This window comes from Croceicoccus sp. Ery15 (assembly GCF_020985305.1).
Taxonomy (GTDB): Bacteria; Pseudomonadota; Alphaproteobacteria; order Sphingomonadales; family Sphingomonadaceae; genus Croceicoccus.
On the sequence record NZ_CP087588.1, the window covers coordinates 2,772,281 to 2,789,763 of the forward strand.

A 17,483-nucleotide genomic window follows, 5' to 3' on the forward strand; every position below is an offset into this window, starting at 1 on the left:
GATCATGCCGCTCGACCACTACGTTTCCCAAGTTCACCTGAAACGGTTCTATGCGGCTGACCTTGACGGGAAAAAGATGCACGCCTTCCGAAAGACGGATGGGCGAAAGTTTTTCTGTGGCGCCGAGGATGTGTGTCGGATCGAGGACGGCAACACCAATGCCTTCCTTTCCGAGCCGCGAATGATCGAAGAGTTCGCGAAACTGTTCGAGCCCAAATACAACTGGGCTTGCGCCACCTTAGAACGAGGTAAGGTTGATCCCGACGCTGTCTTCGTCATTGCGAGCTTCGTCGCCTTCGTGATGTGTTGCTCGCCAGCAGGCATGCGACTTGGATGCGCGCCATACGAGGCAGGGCTGCCGATCGAAGCGAAGTTGCTGGATCGCGCGGGAGAATTTGACCCGGTGCCGCCCGAATTGGGTGAGAAATCCGTTGCAGAGTTGATTGATGAAGGCTCCCTCGTCTTCGATATAAACGCACGTTACCCGCAGGCGATCGGCATTAGTAACATCATCGATCATGTGACCGCGTACGGGAATTTTCATTGGGATATCTTGATCAATGAGCATGCCGAAACCCCATTTTTCACCAGCGATTTTCCGGTGGCTGTAGAAGCAAGCCGCGACCCACGTCTTGTGAATCGGGTCGTGCCCCTCACGCCTAAGCTTGCCGTTAGGATTTGTCCGCGTATCGAACTGTCCGGCAGGAAATTGGAACCGACATTTGAACGCTTCAGTTTCACGGTGCTGAGGCCGCCACGTCAGGAAATCCTAGGGTTGAATCGGACAATTGTTCGATCAGCCGAGACAATGGTTTTCTACCCAATGGCCGCGCCGTGGGTTGCAAGGTTTGTCGGCAAACACGCAAAATTCAGAGCGGAGATCGAGACCACAAACATTCCCGATGGCACTGGATATCTAACTATGTCGCGAACAGTGGTGCGAGATCGTGACGTTGCTCCCTAGGCGAGAATATGTCGTTGCAGGCGATCTTCGTTAGAGCACGCAAGAATTAAAGTTCAGCTTTCCCTCCCATTCCAGTCATGAACGCGTGAAAACCAAGCGCCCGAAAGCTGCCGCAGCCACGTCACAGCCGCGGCTGTCACGTTGAACGGATCGCTGCGGGCGTTGTCGCCCTTGCGTCCGTCAGCCGGGGCACCGCCTCTGGCGAATTAGCGCTCCGCTTGCTGCGCAATGCTAACCCTAATTCACGGGCGGCTACCCCCGCCATGGCCGCAAAATCCGCTGTCCTACACGCCGACGGGGCGTTAGCTGTTTGCGCCAACGCTTTTTGACATCGCCGGAACTGCGCACATCCGCCCATGTGTCACCCGACAGCCGGTCGGTGAAAACACCGCATTCCTGCGGCTTTGCGGCGGGTGACAGCCGGGTGACAGCTGTCACCTTTGTCACCCGTGGCCAGTCGTTGGCGAACGCGGCTCAGCCCTCGTCCAGCCCCAGTTCCTCGTCCGCAGGCAGAAAATCGGGAAAGAACCCCGGCTTGCGGCGCGACCAGCCCGGTGCGCAGGCGGCGGCTTCGCTGATCGAATGGAGCAATTGCTTGCGGCGTTCGGGCTGGATCTGCGGCAGCGCGGCGGCGGCGCAGAAGGCCGCGGGCAGCCATGGCCGCGATTCGGGGCCCAGCAAACGCTCGTACAAAAAGCGATAGGCGGAAAAGCCGAACAGGCACCCCTCGCCCAGATCGAACAGCGACACGCGCACCAGCCGCCCGATATAGCTGTCGAGCCGCGTATCGTTGCGCGAACTGGGCACGGCCCCGCGCAGGGCGTTCAGCTCCTGATAGGCCAGCGATTGCCTGCGGATCGACGCGGTTTCCCGATCGTCGCGCGCCCAGCGTTCAAAGGCATCGGCGCGCGCCAGCCCGACGTCGAGGCTGCGGCGGATATAGCGTTGTTCGGCCGGATCGAATTCGGCGAATTCGCGCATCTCGGCAATGGCCAGACTTGCCGTGTCGAGATAGCCCATCCGGTGTTTCCCCTGCTTGCTGGACGAGGATGTTTGCCGGACGAGGATGTTCGCCCGATGCCGTCGCCCCCCGCGCGATTCGCACGGGTCCGTTCACTGCCGCCATTTTTCGCGGCAGAGGGTTAGCATCGGGTTAAAGAGGGGCCTTAACGCAAGGGCCGTTTCAGGGCTGGCTAGATCAGCCCCGCCAGCGGGCTGGACGGATCGGCATAGCGCCGCTGCCCCATGCGCCCCGCCAGATAGGCAGCGCGCCCTGCCTCTACCGACAGCTTCATGGCACGGGCCATCAGGATCGGGTCCTTCGCCTCGGCAATAGCGGTGTTCATCAGCACCCCGTCACAGCCCAGTTCCATCGCGACCGCCGCATCCGATGCCGTGCCCACGCCCGCATCGACCAGCACCGGCACGCTGGCCCCTTCGACGATCAGGCGGATCGTCACGCGGTTCTGGATGCCCAGCCCCGAACCGATCGGCGCGCCCAGCGGCATCACCGCCACCGCGCCCGCGTCTTCCAGCTGCTTGGCCGCGATGGGATCGTCGGTGCAATAAACCATCGGCAGAAAGCCTTCCTTGGCCAGAACCTCGGTCGCGCGCAGGGTTTCGGTCATGTTGGGATAAAGCGTCTTGGCCTCGCCCAGCACTTCCAGCTTGACGAGATCCCAGCCGCCCGCCTCACGCGCCAGACGCAGCGTGCGGATCGCGTCCTCTGCCGTGAAGCAGCCCGCCGTATTGGGCAGATAGGTGACTTTCTTGGGGTCGATGAAATCGGTCAGCATCGGCGCCTTGGGGTCCGACACATTGACGCGGCGCACCGCGACGGTGACGATTTCGGCGCCGCTCGCTTCCAAAGCAGCGGCGTTCTGGGCGAAATCCTTGTATTTGCCGGTGCCCACGATCAGCCGCGACCGAAACGTGCGGCCCGCCACGGTCCAGCTGTCGTCCGCCTTCACCGCGTCCTGATGATCGCCGCCGCCGACGAAATGGACGATCTCCAGCTCGTCCCCGTCGTGCAGGGTCACCGTTTCCAGCGTGGTGCGGGGAATGACATGGCGGTTGCATTCGACCGCGACCTTCGCGGGATCGAGTTCGAGCATGCGGGCAAGATGCGCGATGCTGGTGTTTTCGGGCACGCGACGGGTTTCCCCGTTCACCGTGATCGCGATCATGTTGGAATTCGGAGCCATGCAAGGCGACATAGCGCCAGCGGGCCGCAGTTCAAGTGAAACAGGCGGCTTCAGCGCTCCGGCGAACGGGTCAGCGCTGCGGCGAGCGGGTTAGCGCCGCGGCGAGCAGGCCCTGATGTTCAGAATATGCCCCAGCGCCAGAACGTTGACGCCCGCGATGGTCAGCACCGCTTCGGTCACGCCATGCGGTCCGGCAACGGCAATCGCCATCAGCGCAATGCCCAGCGCGCCCAGCACCAGCGGCAGCACATGGCCATGGCGGATCGCCCCCAGCCCGATCGTCAGCGCGCCGACGACAATGGCGGCCACCAGCCCGTATTTGTGAATTTCAGGCGCGAAAAGAAACGAATGCCCCTCGCCCAGGCTGCCAAGACCCAACAGGCCGACAAGCGCCAGGCCTGCGATGCAGTGAATCGCGCAGGCACCGGACAGGATGATGCCCAGCCGGTCTAGGCGCGAACGGGCATCGCGATCCGCTGGCGAATGCGAACAAGAGGGAGAATGGGTCTTCATTTCGCTGGATGATATAATGTAACATGGGCGAATGGCAATGGCTTATCGGCAAACCCTTGCGAATTCCGGCATTTGTGGCAAAGCACCGCGCTGTGAAACCGTATAACGAAGGCATTCCTGTCAACGCGGTGGCCAATTACGGCCCTGCCCGCCCCCATGCGATTGCGCGCTGGCTCTATTTCATGGCGGCGCTGGTCGTGGCCATGGTGCTGGTCGGCGGCATTACGCGGCTGACCGAATCGGGCCTGTCGATCACCGAATGGAAGCCCGTAACGGGCGCCTTGCCGCCGCTCAGCGATCGGGCATGGCAGGCCGAATTCGATGCCTATCGCCAGATCCCCGAATATACGCAGGTGAACGGCCCGGCGGGCATGACGCTGGCCGATTACAAGTTCATCTATTTCTGGGAATGGCTGCACCGGCTGCTGGGTCGCTTTATCGGCGTGGCTTTCGTGGTGCCTCTGGTGTTTTTCTGGGCACGGAACGCGATTCCGATCGGCTTCAAGCACCGGCTGGTCGCGCTGCTGGCGCTGGGCGGGTTGCAGGGGGTATTCGGCTGGCTGATGGTCAGCTCGGGCGTCGGGGCAGAGGCGCAGGAGCTGGGTCGCACCGATGTCAGCCATTACTGGCTGTCGATCCATCTGATGACGGCGTTCTTCACGCTGGGCGGTCTGGTGTGGACCGCGCTGGACCTTGGCAATTATGCGCAGGGACAGCCACGCGCGGGGCTGCGGGGCTTTCCGCTGGCGGTCCTGGGCGTGGTGGCGCTGCAATTGCTGTATGGCGCGTGGATGGCGGGGCTGAACGCGGGTTTTGTCGCGGGTGGCGGATGGCTGAACAGCTGGCCGTTGATGCAGGGTTCGTTCTTTCCCGAAGGCGTCGATTGGTCGCTGGGGGCATGGCATGCTTTTACGGCCGATCCGTTCATGGTGCATTTCATCCATCGCTGGTGGGCATGGATCACGGTCGGCTTCCTGATCGTGATGGCGCGCCGTTTGCGCGCGACACAGCGGCCCATTTCGGTTGCGATCCATATCGTCTTCGGCAGCCAGATCCTGCTGGGCATCGCGACCGTCTGGTCGGGTGTGTCGCTTTGGGTGGCCGTCGCGCATCAGCTGTTCGGCGCACTGCTGGTCTGCGTAACAGTATGGGGCGCGCACGCGATGGGCTTTCGCGACCGCATGCCGGGAAGCGCGCTGCGGTGACCGACGCGGGCGCAGCGCTGATCTGGTGTCCCTTCGCGGATGAGGACAGCGCCTCCGCCATTGCCGGACAATTGCTGGACGAAAGGCTGATCGCCTGTGCCAATCTGCTGCCGGTCCGCTCGCTGTATATCTGGAACGGTGAGCGGGGAGAGGGCCGGGAATGTGCCGCCCTGTTCAAGACCCGCGCCGACCTGCTCGATCGCGCCGTCGCGCGGCTGGAATCGCTCCATCCCTATGACACGCCTGCCATTTCGGGCTGGAGCTGCGACGCAACGGGCACTTCGATGCGGGAATGGTTGGCGACGATCTGATCCGGTCGCATTTGCCGCGCGCATCGCCGCAGCGTTCAGCATTTGTGAAGCATGTTGCGATAGGTCTGATGCCGGATCGTATCACCGACAGGACCTATCACCCTATGTTCCAAGAGCACGCCCGCGCGCTCCGCTATCTGACATGGCTTGCCGCCGGGCTTTTTCCGTTCGGCATCATCATCGAAAGCCTGAAGCAGGGCGGCGGGGAGCCTTTTCCCGTCTATGCGCTACTGGCGCTGATCGGCGTGCTTTGCCACGCGAACTGCCATGCCGAATGGCGGGCGGACAAGGGGATGGCGCGACCACCACGGGGTGGCTAGACCGCGCTCCCAAATAGCTCGCGGTATTATTTTACCTCTCTGCAATCGCGCGGTTTCGCTTGACTTGACGCGCCCGAACGGCAAAAGCGCGCCCACTTCGCGCCGATGCCGAATCGTTTCGGTCTGCGCGGTGCATGAACAATTCAACCAAAGGAACTGAAAGCCATGAAGGCGCTCAGCACCCAGACCCGGTCGATCAAACCGGCCGAGGTCGAAAAGAAATGGCATATTATCGATGCCGAAGGTCTGGTGGTCGGCCGTGTTGCCACCATCATCGCCAACATCCTGCGCGGCAAGCACAAGCCGAGCTTTACGCCCCACGTCGATTGCGGCGATCACGTCATCGTGATCAACGCCGACAAGGTGCGCTTCACCGGCAACAAGCTGCAGGACAAGCGTTATTACAAGCACACCGGCTATGCCGGCGGCATCAAGGAAACCAGCCCCGCCAAGGTGCTGGAAGGCCGTTTCCCCGAACGCGTCCTTGAAAAGGCTGTCGAGCGTATGGTCCCGCGCGGACCGCTGGGCCGTCAGCAGATGAAGGCCCTGCACCTCTATGCCGGCACCGAGCATCCGCATGACGGGCAGCAGCCCGAAGTGCTGGACGTTGCCGCCCGCAATCGCAAGAACAAGGTTAGCGCGTGATGGCCGAGAACGAAGTCAACGATCTGTCGGACCTGAAGGATCTGACCAACACTGCCGAACTGGCCGACGCTGGCGAAGAAACCGTCGCGCCTGCCGCTCCCGCCGCGCCGCTGCGCGACAAGGAAGTGGACCAGTATGGCCGCGCCTATGCCACCGGCCGTCGTAAGGACGCCGTGGCCCGCGTGTGGCTGAAGCCCGGCACCGGCAAGATCACCGTCAACGGCCGCGATCAGGAAGTGTATTTCGCACGTCCGACCCTGCGCCTGGTGATCAACCAGCCCTTCCAGGTTACCGACCGCGAAGGCCAGTACGACATCGTCGCCACCGTCAAGGGTGGCGGTCTGTCGGGTCAGGCCGGCGCCGTGAAGCACGGTATCTCGCAGGCGCTGTCGCGCTTCGAACCCGCGCTGCGCAGCACCGTGAAGGCCGAAGGCTTCCTCACCCGCGACAGCCGCGTGGTCGAGCGTAAGAAGTACGGCCGTGCGAAGGCACGTCGTAGCTTCCAGTTCAGCAAGCGCTGATCCGCTACAGGCTTACGCCAAACGGAAAGGGCGGCACCCGTACGGGGCCGCCCTTTTTCGTTGGTTCGCTGTTTCCCGCAGTCAATGCACCGGCGGATCTTCTGCCGGAACGCGCCCTACCGGTGCCACCGGCTCGTCCGGTTCGCGCGGGGGCATGGCATCTTCGGGCACTTCGTCGATCTGCATGTCGCGCGTCGGCACTTCTTCCAGATTGCGGACGACCACTTCGAAAGTCTCGCCGTCCCAGTGCAGCTCGTTAAAGCTGGGCGGGGTCGAACGGACACGCTGCGACAAGGTGCCCGCGCCGATCATGCGGATCGGGCCATTGGGCGTGTCGGCCACCATGTCGAATGCGTCGTGCACATGGCCCGACAGCACGGCCACCACCTTGCGCTTTGCCAGTTCGGCCAGCGCATGATTGCCGCCCTTGGTCAGCGCCTTGCCGCGCGTCCCTGCCTCTACCAGCGGGTGATGGCAGGCGACCGCGACTTTCATGCCCGCGGGCAGGGCGTCGATGGCCTTCAGCGTCTTTTCCAGCTGGTGATCGGTGACAAAGCCATAGCTCCACGGCCAGCGCGGCTGCGCGCGCGGCGCGGTGTTCAGCGATACGATGGCAAGGCCGGGCAGGTCGATCTCGGCCTCCACCTTGTCCTTCATGCCGTTGAACCGGCGATAGGGGTCGGTAAACCGTTCGAACAGGTTGAAATAGGGCATGTCGTGATTGCCCACTTCCACCGTCACCGGCGCTTCCAGCGAATTGATCCATGCCGTCGCCGCATCGAATTCGCGGTGCCGCGCGCGCATCGTAAGATCGCCGGTGATCGCCACCGCGTCGGGCTTCATCCGCGCAATTTCGGCCTTGGTCCAGTCGATCGCGGCCTGATCGACCAGCCCGAAATGAATATCCGAGAGATGAAAGATCAGCGCCTTAGTGCCGCCCGCCATTACGAGGCCCCCGTGGCGATCAGGTCCACGCCGCATGCGCCCAGCGTAAAGCGCAATTGCGCGGCGCCATCCTGCCGCTCGCCATCCACCAGCAGCGGGATTGCGGTGCCGTTATCGCTTGTGGCCAGCATAGTCGTGAAATTCCCCAGATCGTCATGCGGCCCTTCGCGGAAATTGCGCCGCAAAATGGCCAGTCCCTGCCGTGCATAGTCGACGATCCCTTCGGCATAATAGCCCTTCACCGAAAAATTCCCGTCTTCGGGCGTCAACATCAGCAATGGATAGCCTTCCGCCCTGCCCGCTGCCGGTTCGGAGCAATGGACATGCGCGCCTTCGGTTGATTCGCTGACCGCCTCGACCGTTTCGCCAACCATGGCGGGCACATCCAGATCGCGCATCGCCTCGCGCACGTCGCCCCACGCTGTGGCGGGGCCCGCCAGCAAACCGGCCAGCGCCATGTGATCGCCGCATCGCACGGTCGAAAGGCGCACGCGGCGCGCATCGCCGGTGACGACGGCATCGACGATCTCCTCGCTCGACCTTGGACCGTGCAGCCGGATCGACAGCAGGTTCATCGTGCCCCCCGGCAGCACCAGCACCGCACCGCCCCATCCGTCCAGCGCGGTGACCAGCGCATTGATCGTGCCGTCGCCCGCGAAAACGGCGATCGTTCCGATCCCTGCCGCGTCGAGTTCGGCCGGCGTCGGCAAATCCTCGTCCGGAAAGGCAATTTTCCGCGTCAGGCACAAACCCGCCCGTTCGCACCGGTCGGATAGCGCGTTCAGCGCATCGTCGTCATTGCTGCCGCTGGCCGGATTGGCGACCAGCCAGATGTCCTGGGGTTCTGTCATAGCCCTAAATCGCCGGAACCGCCCGTCGGGTTCCCGCCCGACCGGCTATACGCGCCGCGTGATGATCAGCCACGCTGCCAGCGCATTGGCGATCGTATAGCCGAAATAGGCCAGCGCCGCCCCGCTGCCCCCCGCACCGTCGGTATTATAGGTGACCAGCATTGCCGCCGTCAGCAGCAGATATTCGACCAGCAGGCCGAACCGTCCGCCCAGCATATGCACGAACCATGGCAACTGGCCAAGCAGCGGGTGGCCGCTTTCCAGCACCGCCTTGTGCATCGCGAAATTGCCGACGCCCAGCACGAAGAGAAGGATCAGAGCCACTTTGCATGCTTAACGCGAACTTGCCCGCGATGGAAACCCACCCGTTCGGACCACCGCTTCGCCTATGCGAATCTTCCAGCGTGTAACCTTTCTGTAAAACTTCATGTCGTTCGACGGTCGATGTAGGTCGTTCATAGACGAAGAATGCCGCTGGCAGACCGGTCGCGCCGCTTGGCAGAGCGATTGCGGCGGGGCGCGGGCAACTCCTCTATCCAGAATAGCGAGGCACCGGAGAGCACCGGAGAGCCGCAGTAGAAGAGGAGAGAAACCCATGAAGAAACTGATGATCATGGCTGCACTGCCGGTTCTCGCCATGGCCGCCCCGCAGGTTGCAATGGCCGAGGAAGCGAACACCGCAGTCGTGTCCTATGCAGGGCTCGATCTGACGACCGAAGCCGGCCAGACAGAGCTGAAGAAGCGCCTCGACCGCGCCGTCACTTCGGTCTGTTCCGATTTCAAGGGCGGCAGCTCGGCGGCAGAAGCCAGCCAGCGCACCGCTTGCAAGAAGATCGCCCTGCGGAAGAGCGAACAGCAATATGCTTCCGCAGTAAGCAGCGCCCGTTACGGCGGCTAATCCCGAGCCGTTTGTAAATAGCCGGTCCGGTTCAGTCCCCCGGGCCGGCTATGCCTTCCGCCAGGGCGGCGGACAAGAACACGACATTTCCCCTGGGCCGGCCATTGCGCCGGCCACTTTTTTGGTTCGCCGCATCTTGCCAGACGGGACTGCGGTTAACGGCCCGCCATCGATTTCACCGATTTCAGAAAGGTGCGGCCGATCCGCACCGGTTCCTTCTCACCCAGTTCGGCCGACCACACGCCCAGCCCGTCATGGCGCAGACCCGTGATCGTATCGCGCCGCAGAATGGTGGACCGGTGAACGCGGATGAATTTCGCAGGGTCGAGCCGCTGTTCGAGCGATGTGATCGTTTCCAGCAACAGATGGCTGCCGCCCGGCACATGCAGGCGCACATAATCGCGCTCGGCATCGATGCGGTGCACTTCCTCGACCCCGACGCGCAGCAGTTCTGATCGGTGGGGCACCCAGAATTCGGAAATCCACGCCTGCCTTGGCTCTGCGCCGGTGGCCGAACCCGTCCCCCGGCGCGCCAATGCGCGGGCAATTGCGCGCTCCAGACGGTCCTGCGCGACCGGTTTCAACACATAATCGACCGCATCGAGGTCGAATGCCTCTACTGCGAAACTGTCATGCGCGGTGACGAATACGACCACGGGCCGCTCTGCCGGATCGGGCACAACCTCGGCAATGCGCCGCGCGACCGCCAGCCCGTCGGCTTCGGGCATGGTCATGTCGAGCAGGATCAGTTCGGGTTTCAGCGCGTCGATCATGCGCAGCGCTGCCGCGCCGTCGCCTGCGGTCCCGACGATGCGCAGACAATCGAGCCGCGCGCAGATAACCTGCATGCGTTCCACCGCCAGCGGCTCGTCATCGACGATCAGCGTGGACAGGATCTGGCTCTCGCCCGATCCGCCGCCCGATCCCTCGGTCATTCGCTATTCCCCCCGCGTATTCTTCTCCAGCGGCATGCGGATCACGGTCCGCCAGCCATGGCCTGTATCCCCGCTGACGACCGAGACATCCTTGCCAAAACGGGTCTCAAGCCGGTTGCGGACATTGGCAAGCCCGATGCCGAACCCGTTCCTGCCGCCCGCCGGATTGCCCGCAGATGAATTGCTTGCCCGCTGAGCGCTCTTTTCGCCCGACCCGGGGCCATTGTCAGCCACCGTTATGACAAGCCGCCCATATTCCTCGATCGCGGAGATGAAGATAGTGACGGGCCGGTTGACCGGCGCGACGGCATATTTGACCGAATTCTCGATCAAGGGCTGCAGGATCATACCCGGCACCAGTACCCGCTCAAGCTCTTGCGGCACGTCGATCGCGGTCCGCAGCCTGTCGGGAAAGCGCACTGCCTCGATCTGCAGATACAAACGTTGCAGCTCGATCTCTTCGGCCAGCGGCACATCGCCGACCGGATCGCCGGACAGCGACCGGCGATAGAATGTGCTGATCGTCTGGATCATCGTTTCGGCCTGTTCGTTGCGATCGGTCATCACCAGCGCCGACAGTGAGTTGAGCGTGTTGAACAGGAAATGCGGATTGACCTGATAGCGAAGCGATTTCAGCTCCGCCGCCTTGGCCGCGCGCTTGTATTCGCCTTCGCGCCGTTCGGCGGCACGCGCATGTTCGGCCTGGGTCATGGCGAAATACAACGCGGCCCATGCCAGCAACAGGAAATAGCGGCCCAGCGCGATATCGGTCAGCTGTACCCACAACAGATTGCGCTGCATGTCCTTGTCGATGACAATGGGATCGCCCCCCGCTTCGCCTTCTTCGACAGCTTGCTGCATCGCCTTTTGAACTTCGGCGGGAAGCGCGGGATCGAGATCGTCCAGATCGTCGGGAATCTGCGGAATATCGACCAGTATATTGCCCGTCTGATCGCGCCGGACGGTCACCCCCTGATCCTTGTTCATGCGATAGACGGCGCGTTCCTCAACCTCGCGGAACACTTCGGTATTGATCGCGGCAAGCAGCAGCGAGGCCGGCAGGGCAGCGACGAAGGCCACGGCGAAGCGCAGCCACAGCCGCTTATTGTCGAACCCGCGCAAGAGCAGCCACAGGAGCACCGTCACCGCAAGGCTGGCCAGAATGACCACAAGCCGCAGCCACAGCATTTCCTGCTGGAATTCGAACCCGATCAGATAGCTGCGCGCCGTCGCCAGCAGGTAATAACATGCCCAGAACGCCACCATGGACAGCAAGACGCTGACCAGCGGAACGCGCGGTTGATCCTCTTCCAGACGGTCGTAATCGGTGTTTTCCATCACCCTATGCATAGGGCGCAGCGGTTAAGCGCGCCATAGGAAGCAAGTCGCCGGTCGAACACGATCGGCGCTTGGTCGAAGACGGGTGTGCCAAGGGGGCAAAATTGCGCCCCTTGGCAAGAAACCGGCCCTCGCAACGGGTCTCAAGCCGCTCCTGCCCCTAGGTGGCAGGCAGCAAATGTTCCTTGGCGATCTTGTCGCGCCACACCAGCGGAGCCAGCGTATGGACATTGTTGCCCTCGCTATCGACCGCGACGGTTACGGGCATATCCTCGACACGGAACTCGTAGATCGCTTCCATGCCAAGGTCTTCAAAGGCGACGACCTTCGCATCCTTGATCGCGCGCGCCACCAGATAGGCCGCGCCGCCAACCGCCATCAGATAGGCGACCTTGTGCTTGGCGATCACCTCGGTCGCGCCCTGCCCGCGTTCGGCCTTGCCGATCATGGCGATCAGGCCAAGGTCGAGCATCATATCGGTGAACTTGTCCATGCGGGTGGCCGTAGTCGGACCGGCGGGGCCGACGACTTCGCCCATCACAGGATCGACCGGACCGACGTAATAGATGGCGCGGTTCTTGAACTCGACGGGCAGCTCCTCGCCCTTTTCCAGCATGTCGGCAATGCGCTTGTGCGCCGCATCGCGGCCCGTCAGCATCGAGCCCGACAGCAACAGCCGGTCGCCGTTCTTCCAGCTCTGCACCTCTTCGCGGGTCAGATTGTCGAGGTCGACGCGCTTCGCTTCCTTCGACGGCTTCCAGCCCACATCGGGCCATGCCGACAGATCGGGCGCGGGAATATAGGCCGGACCGCTGCCGTCCAGTGTCAGATGCGCGTGGCGCGTGGCGGCGCAATTGGGGATCATCGCAACCGGCTTGTTCGCCGCATGGCACGGCCAGTCGAAAATCTTGACGTCCAGCACGGTGGCAAGGCCGCCAAGGCCCTGCGCGCCCACGCCCATGGCGTTGACCTTGTCGAAAATCTCGATCCGCAGGCGTTCGATATCGTTTTGCGGACCGCGCGCCTTCAGCTGGCCCATGTCGATCGGGTCCATCAGGCTCTTCTTGGCCAGCTTCACGCAGTGTTCGGCCGTGCCGCCGATGCCGATGCCCAGCATGCCGGGCGGGCACCAGCCAGCCCCCATCTGCGGGATCATTTCCAGCACCCAGTCGACGATATTGTCGCTAGGGTTCATCATCTTGAACTTCGACTTCGCCTCGCTGCCGCCGCCCTTGGCCGCCACGTCGATCACGACCGTGTCGCCGGGCACCATTTCGACATCCAGCACGCAGGGCGTGTTGTCCTTGGTGTTGCGGCGGGTGAATGCCGGATCGGCCAGCACCGAAGCGCGCAGCTTGTTATCGGGATTGTTATACCCGCGGCGCACGCCCTCATCGACGACATCCTGCAGCGATTTGTCGGAATTCAGACGGCAGTTCTGGCCCCATTTCAGGAACACGTTGACGATGCCGGTATCCTGACAGATCGGGCGATGCCCTTCGGCGCACATTTTCGAATTGGTCAGGATCTGCGCGATGGCGTCCTTGGCGGCGGGGTTCATCTCGGCCTCATAGGCCTCGCCCAGCGCCTTGATGTAGTCCATCGGGTGGTAGAAGCTGATATATTGCAGCGCATCGGCGATGCTCTCCACCAGATGTTCTTCCTCGATCACCACCATTTCCGACATGCGCGTGCCTTCCCGTTTCAGAGCATAAGGGTTCCGGCGCGCTGTAGGGGCAAGGGGGCGTCCTGCCAAGTCGCTCCGAAGGGGCAGAACCGGTCCGCCCGTCATGCCCCTCGCGCCTCTTGGCGATCATGCCGCAATGCACTAGAGCAGCGCGGTTGGCGCAGGCAGTTCATCGTGAATGGGCCTCTCGCGCCGCATATCACCCATTCCCGGCCCGATAGACGGGCGCGATCCGCGTGAGAGAATTTCCCATGGCCAGTGCCGCGACCCCCCAGCCTGAGCAGCCCGCAGCGGGCGACAATTTCGCAATCGCTCGCTTTATCGAGGCGAGAAAGGCGATGATCGACAGCCAGTTGCGCCCCAGCGGAATCACCGATCCCAAGGTGCTGGCCGCGATGGGCAGCACCGCGCGCGAACACTATGTCTCCGCCGACCAGCGCGACATCGCCTATATGGACCGTTCGGTCCCCCTGGGCGAAGGACGCGCGCTATCGGCTCCCTTTGCGCAGGCGATCCTGTTGCAAACCGCCCGCCCCGCCGGAACGGACAAGGCGCTGCTGATCGGCGGCGGAACCGGCTATCTCGCCGCGCTGCTGGCACCGATGGTCGCTTCGCTCGACGTGGTGGAAAGCGATGCGCGGCTGACAGGCGCCGAAGGTGCCAGGGCGGGTGACTGGCACAAGGGCGCGCTGACGGCGGGTTACAAGAAGAACGGTCCCTATGACCTGATCCTCATCGACGGCGCGGTCGAGGCTTTGCCCAAGGCGATTGCCGGCCAGCTTGCCGACGGGGGCCGCGTGGTCACCGGTCTGGTATCGCGCGGAGTGACCCGCCTTGCCATCGGCCGCAAGGCCTCGGGCGAGAGCAATGCGCCGGTGGCGCTGCAACCGCTGGCGGAAACCGGCATGCCTGTGCTGGCGGATTTCAAGGAAGAGAAAGGCTGGAGTTTCTGATGCCATCCAAGGGAGGGGTTACGGTTTTGAAGGGTGCGTTGCTTGCCTGTGCGGCCGGATCGATGCTGGCAGGCGCGTTGCTGCCGTCGGCTGCGCATGCGGACACGCTGCGCGGCGCGCTGGCCAGTGCCTATAACACAAACCCCACCCTGCTTGCCGCGCGGTCCGATTTGCGCGCGATTGACGAGAATGTGCCGATCCAGAAGGCGGACGGCCTGCCCGATATCGGCTTGCAGGGACAGTATTCGGAAAATCTGAAGCAGGGCGAAAACTCGCTCTCGGCCCCCGATCGCCTTCTTTTTTCCAGCGTAGAGCTGAACGTGCCGATCTATTCGGGCGGCGCGGTCAAGAATTCGGTGCGCGCCGCCAAGACCCGCGTTCAGGCAGGCCGCGCCGACCTACGCGCGACCGAGGCGTCGGTGTTCAGCCAGGTCGTCGGCGCCTATATGGACGTGATCCGCGACGAAGCCGTGGTGCGCCTCAACCTTCAGAATGTCGACGCGCTGGGCGTTAACCTCGATGCGACCAGCGACCGGTTCGAAATCGGCGATCTGACCCGAACCGATGTCGCCCAGTCCGAATCGCGCCTTGCCATCGCGCGCAGCGATCTGACCACGGCGCAGGCGAACCTGATCGGCAGCCGCGAACGCTATATCCAGCTGATCGGCGACACGCCCGACGCACTGGAAGCGCCGCCCCCGCTGCCGGGTCTGCCTTCGGATCCGCAAAGGGCCGTCGCCGTGGCGCTGGAAAACAATCCCGACCTGATCGCCGCACGCGAACGCAGCCAGGCGGCGCGATACGATATCGAAGTGGCCGGATCGGGGCGCCTGCCGCGCGTCTCGCTCTTCACCGGCGGCGATTACACCGATTATATGGGCACGCTGGGCAATGGCATCATCGGGGCCGATTTCGCGCAAAGCGAAACCTCGGCACAGGCGGGTGCGCGGCTGAGTGTGCCGATCTTTCAGGGCGGCCGCCCCGCCGCGCAGGAACGGCAGGCACAGGCACGTGCATCCTCGGCGTTCGAGACCGAGATTGCGATCGAACGCGACGTAATCGCGCAGGTGCGCAGCGCCTATACCGCGTGGCGCGCTTCGAACGAGGTGATCGAATCGGCCAGCGCCGCCGTATCCGCCGCGCAGCTTTCGCTGGAAGGCGTGCGGGCCGAGAACACGGTCGGCAATCGCACCATCCTCGACATTCTGGACGCCGAACGCGAATTGCTGTCGGCAGAGGTGCAGCTGGTGACTGCCCGCCGCAATGCCTATGTCGCCGGTTTCGCGGTTCTGGCCGCGATGGGCATGGCAGAGGCGGACGACCTTAACCTCGATGTCGGACGGCCGCTTTACGATCCCTCGGTCTATTACGAATCGGTCGACGATTCGATCTTCGACTGGCGATTCGAACCGGATCCTGTGGCCGAAGCCACACGTACCGTTGACACGCCCGCTCAAGACGCGACAATCCCCGCGGACTAAACGCGACGGGGATCATGGCATGGCGCAGAAGGACGGCGAGGCATCGGTCGAAGATATTCTGCGATCGATCAAGCAGGTAATTTCGCGGGAAGACGGGCCGCGGCGCTCGGCTGACACTTTCGCGCGCGACGCCGCGCGCGAGAATGGACAGCCCGTGCCCGAACGGCCCGCCAGCTTCTCGCCCTATGCGTTTCAGCGCCATTCGCCCTTTGGCGCGCGCGGGAACGAAGGGCCACCCGCCGATCTGCCAGAGGAAGCGGAGGACGAAGGGCGCACCGACGTCTTCGACCTGCGCAGCCTCGACAGCGACGCGTTCGAGGTTGATGAGCCCGAGACGACAGAACACCCAGCGACAGATCCCGAACCCGCTCCGATCGTTCTGCAAGCGCCCGAAACCGTGACCGAACTGCCCAAAACGGACAGCGAGCCGGACAACGACGCCTATACGCCCTATGTCGAAGAGGCCTTTCCGCCCGTCGGCGAGGATGATGACGGGGATGATGATGGGGATGGGGACAGCGGCGACGACAGCGACAGTTACGCTGACCCCGTGGACGTGGCGGACAATGAAGAACCGCTCGATCTCACCGCAGTCGAACCGGAACCGGCGCCCGAGCCGAACCCCGAGCCGGAACCCGCCCCGCAAACCGCCGCCGAAGGATTAATCGCGGGGGCCGCCGCCGATGCGCTCCGCAACCGTTTTTCCGCCTTGCAAGAGGCGGCGAGCACGTCGACCGGCCAGGCTGCCGCCCCTGCCCCCGCCAATCCGCTGGAGGATATGGTGCGCGAAATGATGCGCCCGATGCTCAAGCAATGGCTGGACGACAACATGCCGGGTCTGGTCGAGAAAATTGTCGAGCGTGAAATTGCCCGGATCACCGGACGCCTCTGACCCTGTGGATCATGCGGATAATGCGGACCCGGAGCTGGCCGTCCGCCCGCATGTCGCCGTACCGCAAGCCAAGGCCACGCTATCCGCGATTGGAGGCGGCGCGCCATTTACGCGGCATATCTTCCTGTGCGCCGACCAGACCAAGCCGAAATGCTGCCCGATGAAGGCCGGTCTGGAAAGCTGGGACTATCTGAAAAAGCGGCTGGCCGAACTGGGACTAGACCGCAAGGGCGGGATCATGCGCAGCAAGGCCAATTGCCTGCGGGTCTGTGCCGCGGGGCCGCTGGCGGTCGTCTATCCCGAAGCTGTCTGGTATTGGGGTTGCAAGCCGCCGGTGCTGGAGCGCATCATTCAGGAACATCTGGTCGGCGGCGTGCCGGTCGAAGACTATCGCCTTTATCCCGCCGAAGAGCTGCCGGAATAGCCAGAGCGGCGGGACTAACGCCGTTCGGGATCGTCGCTCCAGAAATCCTTTGCCTCTTCCCCCATGCGGTCGTCGATCGCGGCATCGTGGCCCGTGCCGTTCGACAGGAACACCAGCCCCATCAGCGCGGCGACCAGCATCATCATGAAACCGATGCCCAGCGTCCACGCGATATAGAAATGGATCGACAGCAACCCGTTTTCCGCCGTCAGCCAGCCCAGCACCAGCACGATGGTGGTCAGCGTCAGCGCCAGCATGAATTTCATCATCCGCTTATAGCGGGCCCATGCGAATTGCGCGTTATGCGGATCGTCGAGCGGGGAACGGCCAGTCATGCGCCGTTAGATGGCGATTGCAACGCGCGCTGGCAAGCGGGGCCGATCAATGGCATTATGG

Annotated in this window: 21 protein-coding genes; 11 read left to right on the forward strand and 10 right to left on the reverse strand. The window is 63.2% G+C overall.

The features are described 5' to 3' along the window. Positions 1-4: 4 nt before the first annotated feature. Complete coding sequence (locus LOZ77_RS13580) at positions 5-964, forward strand: DUF4238 domain-containing protein (RefSeq protein WP_230279536.1); 960 nt, start codon at positions 5-7, stop codon at positions 962-964. A 474-nt stretch (positions 965-1,438) separates the two neighbouring features. Here the strand turns inward: LOZ77_RS13580 and LOZ77_RS13585 are convergent, their stop codons facing one another. The 3 genes from LOZ77_RS13585 to LOZ77_RS13600 form a co-directional block, all read right to left on the reverse strand. Beyond that, complete coding sequence (locus tag LOZ77_RS13585; RefSeq protein ID WP_230279537.1) at positions 1,439-1,984, reverse strand: hypothetical protein; 546 nt, start codon at positions 1,982-1,984, stop codon at positions 1,439-1,441. Between the two features lie 173 nt (positions 1,985-2,157). Continuing rightward, positions 2,158-3,168, reverse strand: coding sequence for a sulfur carrier protein ThiS (thiS, locus tag LOZ77_RS13590; RefSeq protein ID WP_304505991.1), 1,011 nt, complete (start codon positions 3,166-3,168; stop codon positions 2,158-2,160). A gap of 90 nt (positions 3,169-3,258) precedes the next feature. Then, on the reverse strand, positions 3,259-3,681 hold the full coding sequence (locus LOZ77_RS13600) for a MerC domain-containing protein (protein ID WP_230279538.1): 423 nt from the start codon (positions 3,679-3,681) through the stop codon (positions 3,259-3,261). A 128-nt stretch (positions 3,682-3,809) separates the two neighbouring features. Between LOZ77_RS13600 and LOZ77_RS13605 the strand changes: the two genes are divergently transcribed. The 5 genes from LOZ77_RS13605 (at position 3,810) to rpsI (ending at position 6,683) form a co-directional block, all read left to right on the forward strand. Continuing rightward, positions 3,810-4,886: a COX15/CtaA family protein gene (locus tag LOZ77_RS13605; protein ID WP_255671278.1), complete on the forward strand. Its 1,077-nt coding sequence runs from the start codon at positions 3,810-3,812 to the stop codon at positions 4,884-4,886. After that, positions 4,883-5,197: a divalent-cation tolerance protein CutA gene (cutA, locus tag LOZ77_RS13610; RefSeq protein ID WP_230279539.1), complete on the forward strand. Its 315-nt coding sequence runs from the start codon at positions 4,883-4,885 to the stop codon at positions 5,195-5,197. The genes LOZ77_RS13605 and cutA overlap by 4 nt, the downstream gene beginning before the upstream one ends. 68 nt (positions 5,198-5,265) lie before the next feature. Further along, positions 5,266-5,517, forward strand: a complete 252-nt coding sequence (locus tag LOZ77_RS13615; protein WP_230279540.1) for a hypothetical protein — start codon at positions 5,266-5,268, stop codon at positions 5,515-5,517. 165 nt (positions 5,518-5,682) lie between these two features. Then, on the forward strand, positions 5,683-6,162 hold the full coding sequence (rplM, locus tag LOZ77_RS13620) for a 50S ribosomal protein L13 (protein ID WP_230279541.1): 480 nt from the start codon (positions 5,683-5,685) through the stop codon (positions 6,160-6,162). Further along, positions 6,162-6,683 carry a 30S ribosomal protein S9 gene (gene rpsI, locus LOZ77_RS13625; RefSeq protein ID WP_230279542.1) on the forward strand — a complete coding sequence of 174 codons (522 nt, stop codon included), beginning with the start codon at positions 6,162-6,164 and terminating at the stop codon, positions 6,681-6,683. Before rplM ends, rpsI begins: the two co-directional genes overlap by 1 nt. Positions 6,684-6,764: 81 nt before the next feature. On the opposite strand, the gene LOZ77_RS13630 is transcribed toward rpsI, so the two are convergent. From LOZ77_RS13630 to LOZ77_RS13640, 3 genes are read right to left on the reverse strand one after another with little or no spacing between them, the layout of a single operon-like run. Continuing rightward, complete coding sequence (locus LOZ77_RS13630; RefSeq protein ID WP_230279543.1) at positions 6,765-7,628, reverse strand: metallophosphoesterase; 864 nt, start codon at positions 7,626-7,628, stop codon at positions 6,765-6,767. Beyond that, positions 7,628-8,479 carry a diacylglycerol kinase family protein gene (locus tag LOZ77_RS13635; protein ID WP_230279544.1) on the reverse strand — a complete coding sequence of 284 codons (852 nt, stop codon included), beginning with the start codon at positions 8,477-8,479 and terminating at the stop codon, positions 7,628-7,630. The genes LOZ77_RS13630 and LOZ77_RS13635 overlap by 1 nt, the downstream gene beginning before the upstream one ends. A 45-nt stretch (positions 8,480-8,524) precedes the next feature. Further along, a complete protein-coding gene (locus LOZ77_RS13640) occupies positions 8,525-8,803 on the reverse strand; it encodes a hypothetical protein (protein WP_230279545.1) in 279 nt (92 codons plus the stop codon). Between the two features lie 271 nt (positions 8,804-9,074). On the opposite strand from LOZ77_RS13640, the gene LOZ77_RS13645 reads away from it, so the two are divergent. After that, complete coding sequence (locus LOZ77_RS13645; RefSeq protein WP_230279546.1) at positions 9,075-9,377, forward strand: UrcA family protein; 303 nt, start codon at positions 9,075-9,077, stop codon at positions 9,375-9,377. 155 nt (positions 9,378-9,532) lie between these two features. Here LOZ77_RS13645 and LOZ77_RS13650 read toward each other — a convergent pair whose 3' ends face one another. The 3 genes from LOZ77_RS13650 to LOZ77_RS13660 form a co-directional block, all read right to left on the reverse strand. After that, complete coding sequence (locus tag LOZ77_RS13650; RefSeq protein WP_230279547.1) at positions 9,533-10,312, reverse strand: LytTR family DNA-binding domain-containing protein; 780 nt, start codon at positions 10,310-10,312, stop codon at positions 9,533-9,535. A 3-nt stretch (positions 10,313-10,315) separates the two neighbouring features. Continuing rightward, entirely contained in the window at positions 10,316-11,650 is a 1,335-nt protein-coding gene (locus LOZ77_RS13655) for a sensor histidine kinase (protein ID WP_230279548.1), read from the reverse strand. A gap of 160 nt (positions 11,651-11,810) precedes the next feature. Beyond that, entirely contained in the window at positions 11,811-13,337 is a 1,527-nt protein-coding gene (locus LOZ77_RS13660) for a fumarate hydratase (RefSeq protein ID WP_230279549.1), read from the reverse strand. 236 nt (positions 13,338-13,573) lie between these two features. Between LOZ77_RS13660 and LOZ77_RS13665 the strand changes: the two genes are divergently transcribed. The 4 genes from LOZ77_RS13665 to LOZ77_RS13680 all read left to right on the forward strand — a co-directional run bounded on the left by LOZ77_RS13665 (position 13,574) and on the right by LOZ77_RS13680 (position 17,087). After that, positions 13,574-14,290, forward strand: coding sequence for a protein-L-isoaspartate O-methyltransferase (locus LOZ77_RS13665; protein ID WP_230279550.1), 717 nt, complete (start codon positions 13,574-13,576; stop codon positions 14,288-14,290). Further along, positions 14,290-15,771 (forward strand): TolC family outer membrane protein, encoded by a 1,482-nt coding sequence (locus LOZ77_RS13670; protein ID WP_370638013.1) that lies wholly within the window; start codon positions 14,290-14,292, stop codon positions 15,769-15,771. The genes LOZ77_RS13665 and LOZ77_RS13670 overlap by 1 nt, the downstream gene beginning before the upstream one ends. A 19-nt stretch (positions 15,772-15,790) precedes the next feature. After that, complete coding sequence (locus LOZ77_RS13675) at positions 15,791-16,663, forward strand: DUF2497 domain-containing protein (RefSeq protein ID WP_230279551.1); 873 nt, start codon at positions 15,791-15,793, stop codon at positions 16,661-16,663. 88 nt (positions 16,664-16,751) lie between these two features. Beyond that, on the forward strand, positions 16,752-17,087 hold the full coding sequence (locus LOZ77_RS13680) for a ferredoxin (protein ID WP_370638083.1): 336 nt from the start codon (positions 16,752-16,754) through the stop codon (positions 17,085-17,087). Positions 17,088-17,101: 14 nt separating this feature from the next. Here LOZ77_RS13680 and LOZ77_RS13685 read toward each other — a convergent pair whose 3' ends face one another. Then, positions 17,102-17,422, reverse strand: coding sequence for a hypothetical protein (locus LOZ77_RS13685; protein WP_230279553.1), 321 nt, complete (start codon positions 17,420-17,422; stop codon positions 17,102-17,104). Positions 17,423-17,483 lie beyond the last annotated feature (61 nt).

What these genes read in the sequence shown, in the direction of transcription:
- LOZ77_RS13580 (WP_230279536.1), top strand. Translation starts at nt 5, where the DNA reads ATGCCGCTCGACCACTACGTTTCCCAAGTTCACCTGAAACGGTTCTAT.
- LOZ77_RS13585 (WP_230279537.1), bottom strand. Translation starts at nt 1,984, where the DNA reads ATGGGCTATCTCGACACGGCAAGTCTGGCCATTGCCGAGATGCGCGAA.
- thiS (WP_304505991.1), bottom strand. Translation starts at nt 3,168, where the DNA reads ATGGCTCCGAATTCCAACATGATCGCGATCACGGTGAACGGGGAAACC.
- LOZ77_RS13600 (WP_230279538.1), bottom strand. Translation starts at nt 3,681, where the DNA reads ATGAAGACCCATTCTCCCTCTTGTTCGCATTCGCCAGCGGATCGCGAT.
- LOZ77_RS13615 (WP_230279540.1), top strand. Translation starts at nt 5,266, where the DNA reads ATGCCGGATCGTATCACCGACAGGACCTATCACCCTATGTTCCAAGAG.
- rplM (WP_230279541.1), top strand. Translation starts at nt 5,683, where the DNA reads ATGAAGGCGCTCAGCACCCAGACCCGGTCGATCAAACCGGCCGAGGTC.
- rpsI (WP_230279542.1), top strand. Translation starts at nt 6,162, where the DNA reads ATGGCCGAGAACGAAGTCAACGATCTGTCGGACCTGAAGGATCTGACC.
- LOZ77_RS13630 (WP_230279543.1), bottom strand. Translation starts at nt 7,628, where the DNA reads ATGGCGGGCGGCACTAAGGCGCTGATCTTTCATCTCTCGGATATTCAT.
- LOZ77_RS13635 (WP_230279544.1), bottom strand. Translation starts at nt 8,479, where the DNA reads ATGACAGAACCCCAGGACATCTGGCTGGTCGCCAATCCGGCCAGCGGC.
- LOZ77_RS13645 (WP_230279546.1), top strand. Translation starts at nt 9,075, where the DNA reads ATGAAGAAACTGATGATCATGGCTGCACTGCCGGTTCTCGCCATGGCC.
- LOZ77_RS13650 (WP_230279547.1), bottom strand. Translation starts at nt 10,312, where the DNA reads ATGACCGAGGGATCGGGCGGCGGATCGGGCGAGAGCCAGATCCTGTCC.
- LOZ77_RS13655 (WP_230279548.1), bottom strand. Translation starts at nt 11,650, where the DNA reads ATGGAAAACACCGATTACGACCGTCTGGAAGAGGATCAACCGCGCGTT.
- LOZ77_RS13660 (WP_230279549.1), bottom strand. Translation starts at nt 13,337, where the DNA reads ATGTCGGAAATGGTGGTGATCGAGGAAGAACATCTGGTGGAGAGCATC.
- LOZ77_RS13670 (WP_370638013.1), top strand. Translation starts at nt 14,290, where the DNA reads ATGCCATCCAAGGGAGGGGTTACGGTTTTGAAGGGTGCGTTGCTTGCC.
- LOZ77_RS13675 (WP_230279551.1), top strand. Translation starts at nt 15,791, where the DNA reads ATGGCGCAGAAGGACGGCGAGGCATCGGTCGAAGATATTCTGCGATCG.
- LOZ77_RS13685 (WP_230279553.1), bottom strand. Translation starts at nt 17,422, where the DNA reads ATGACTGGCCGTTCCCCGCTCGACGATCCGCATAACGCGCAATTCGCA.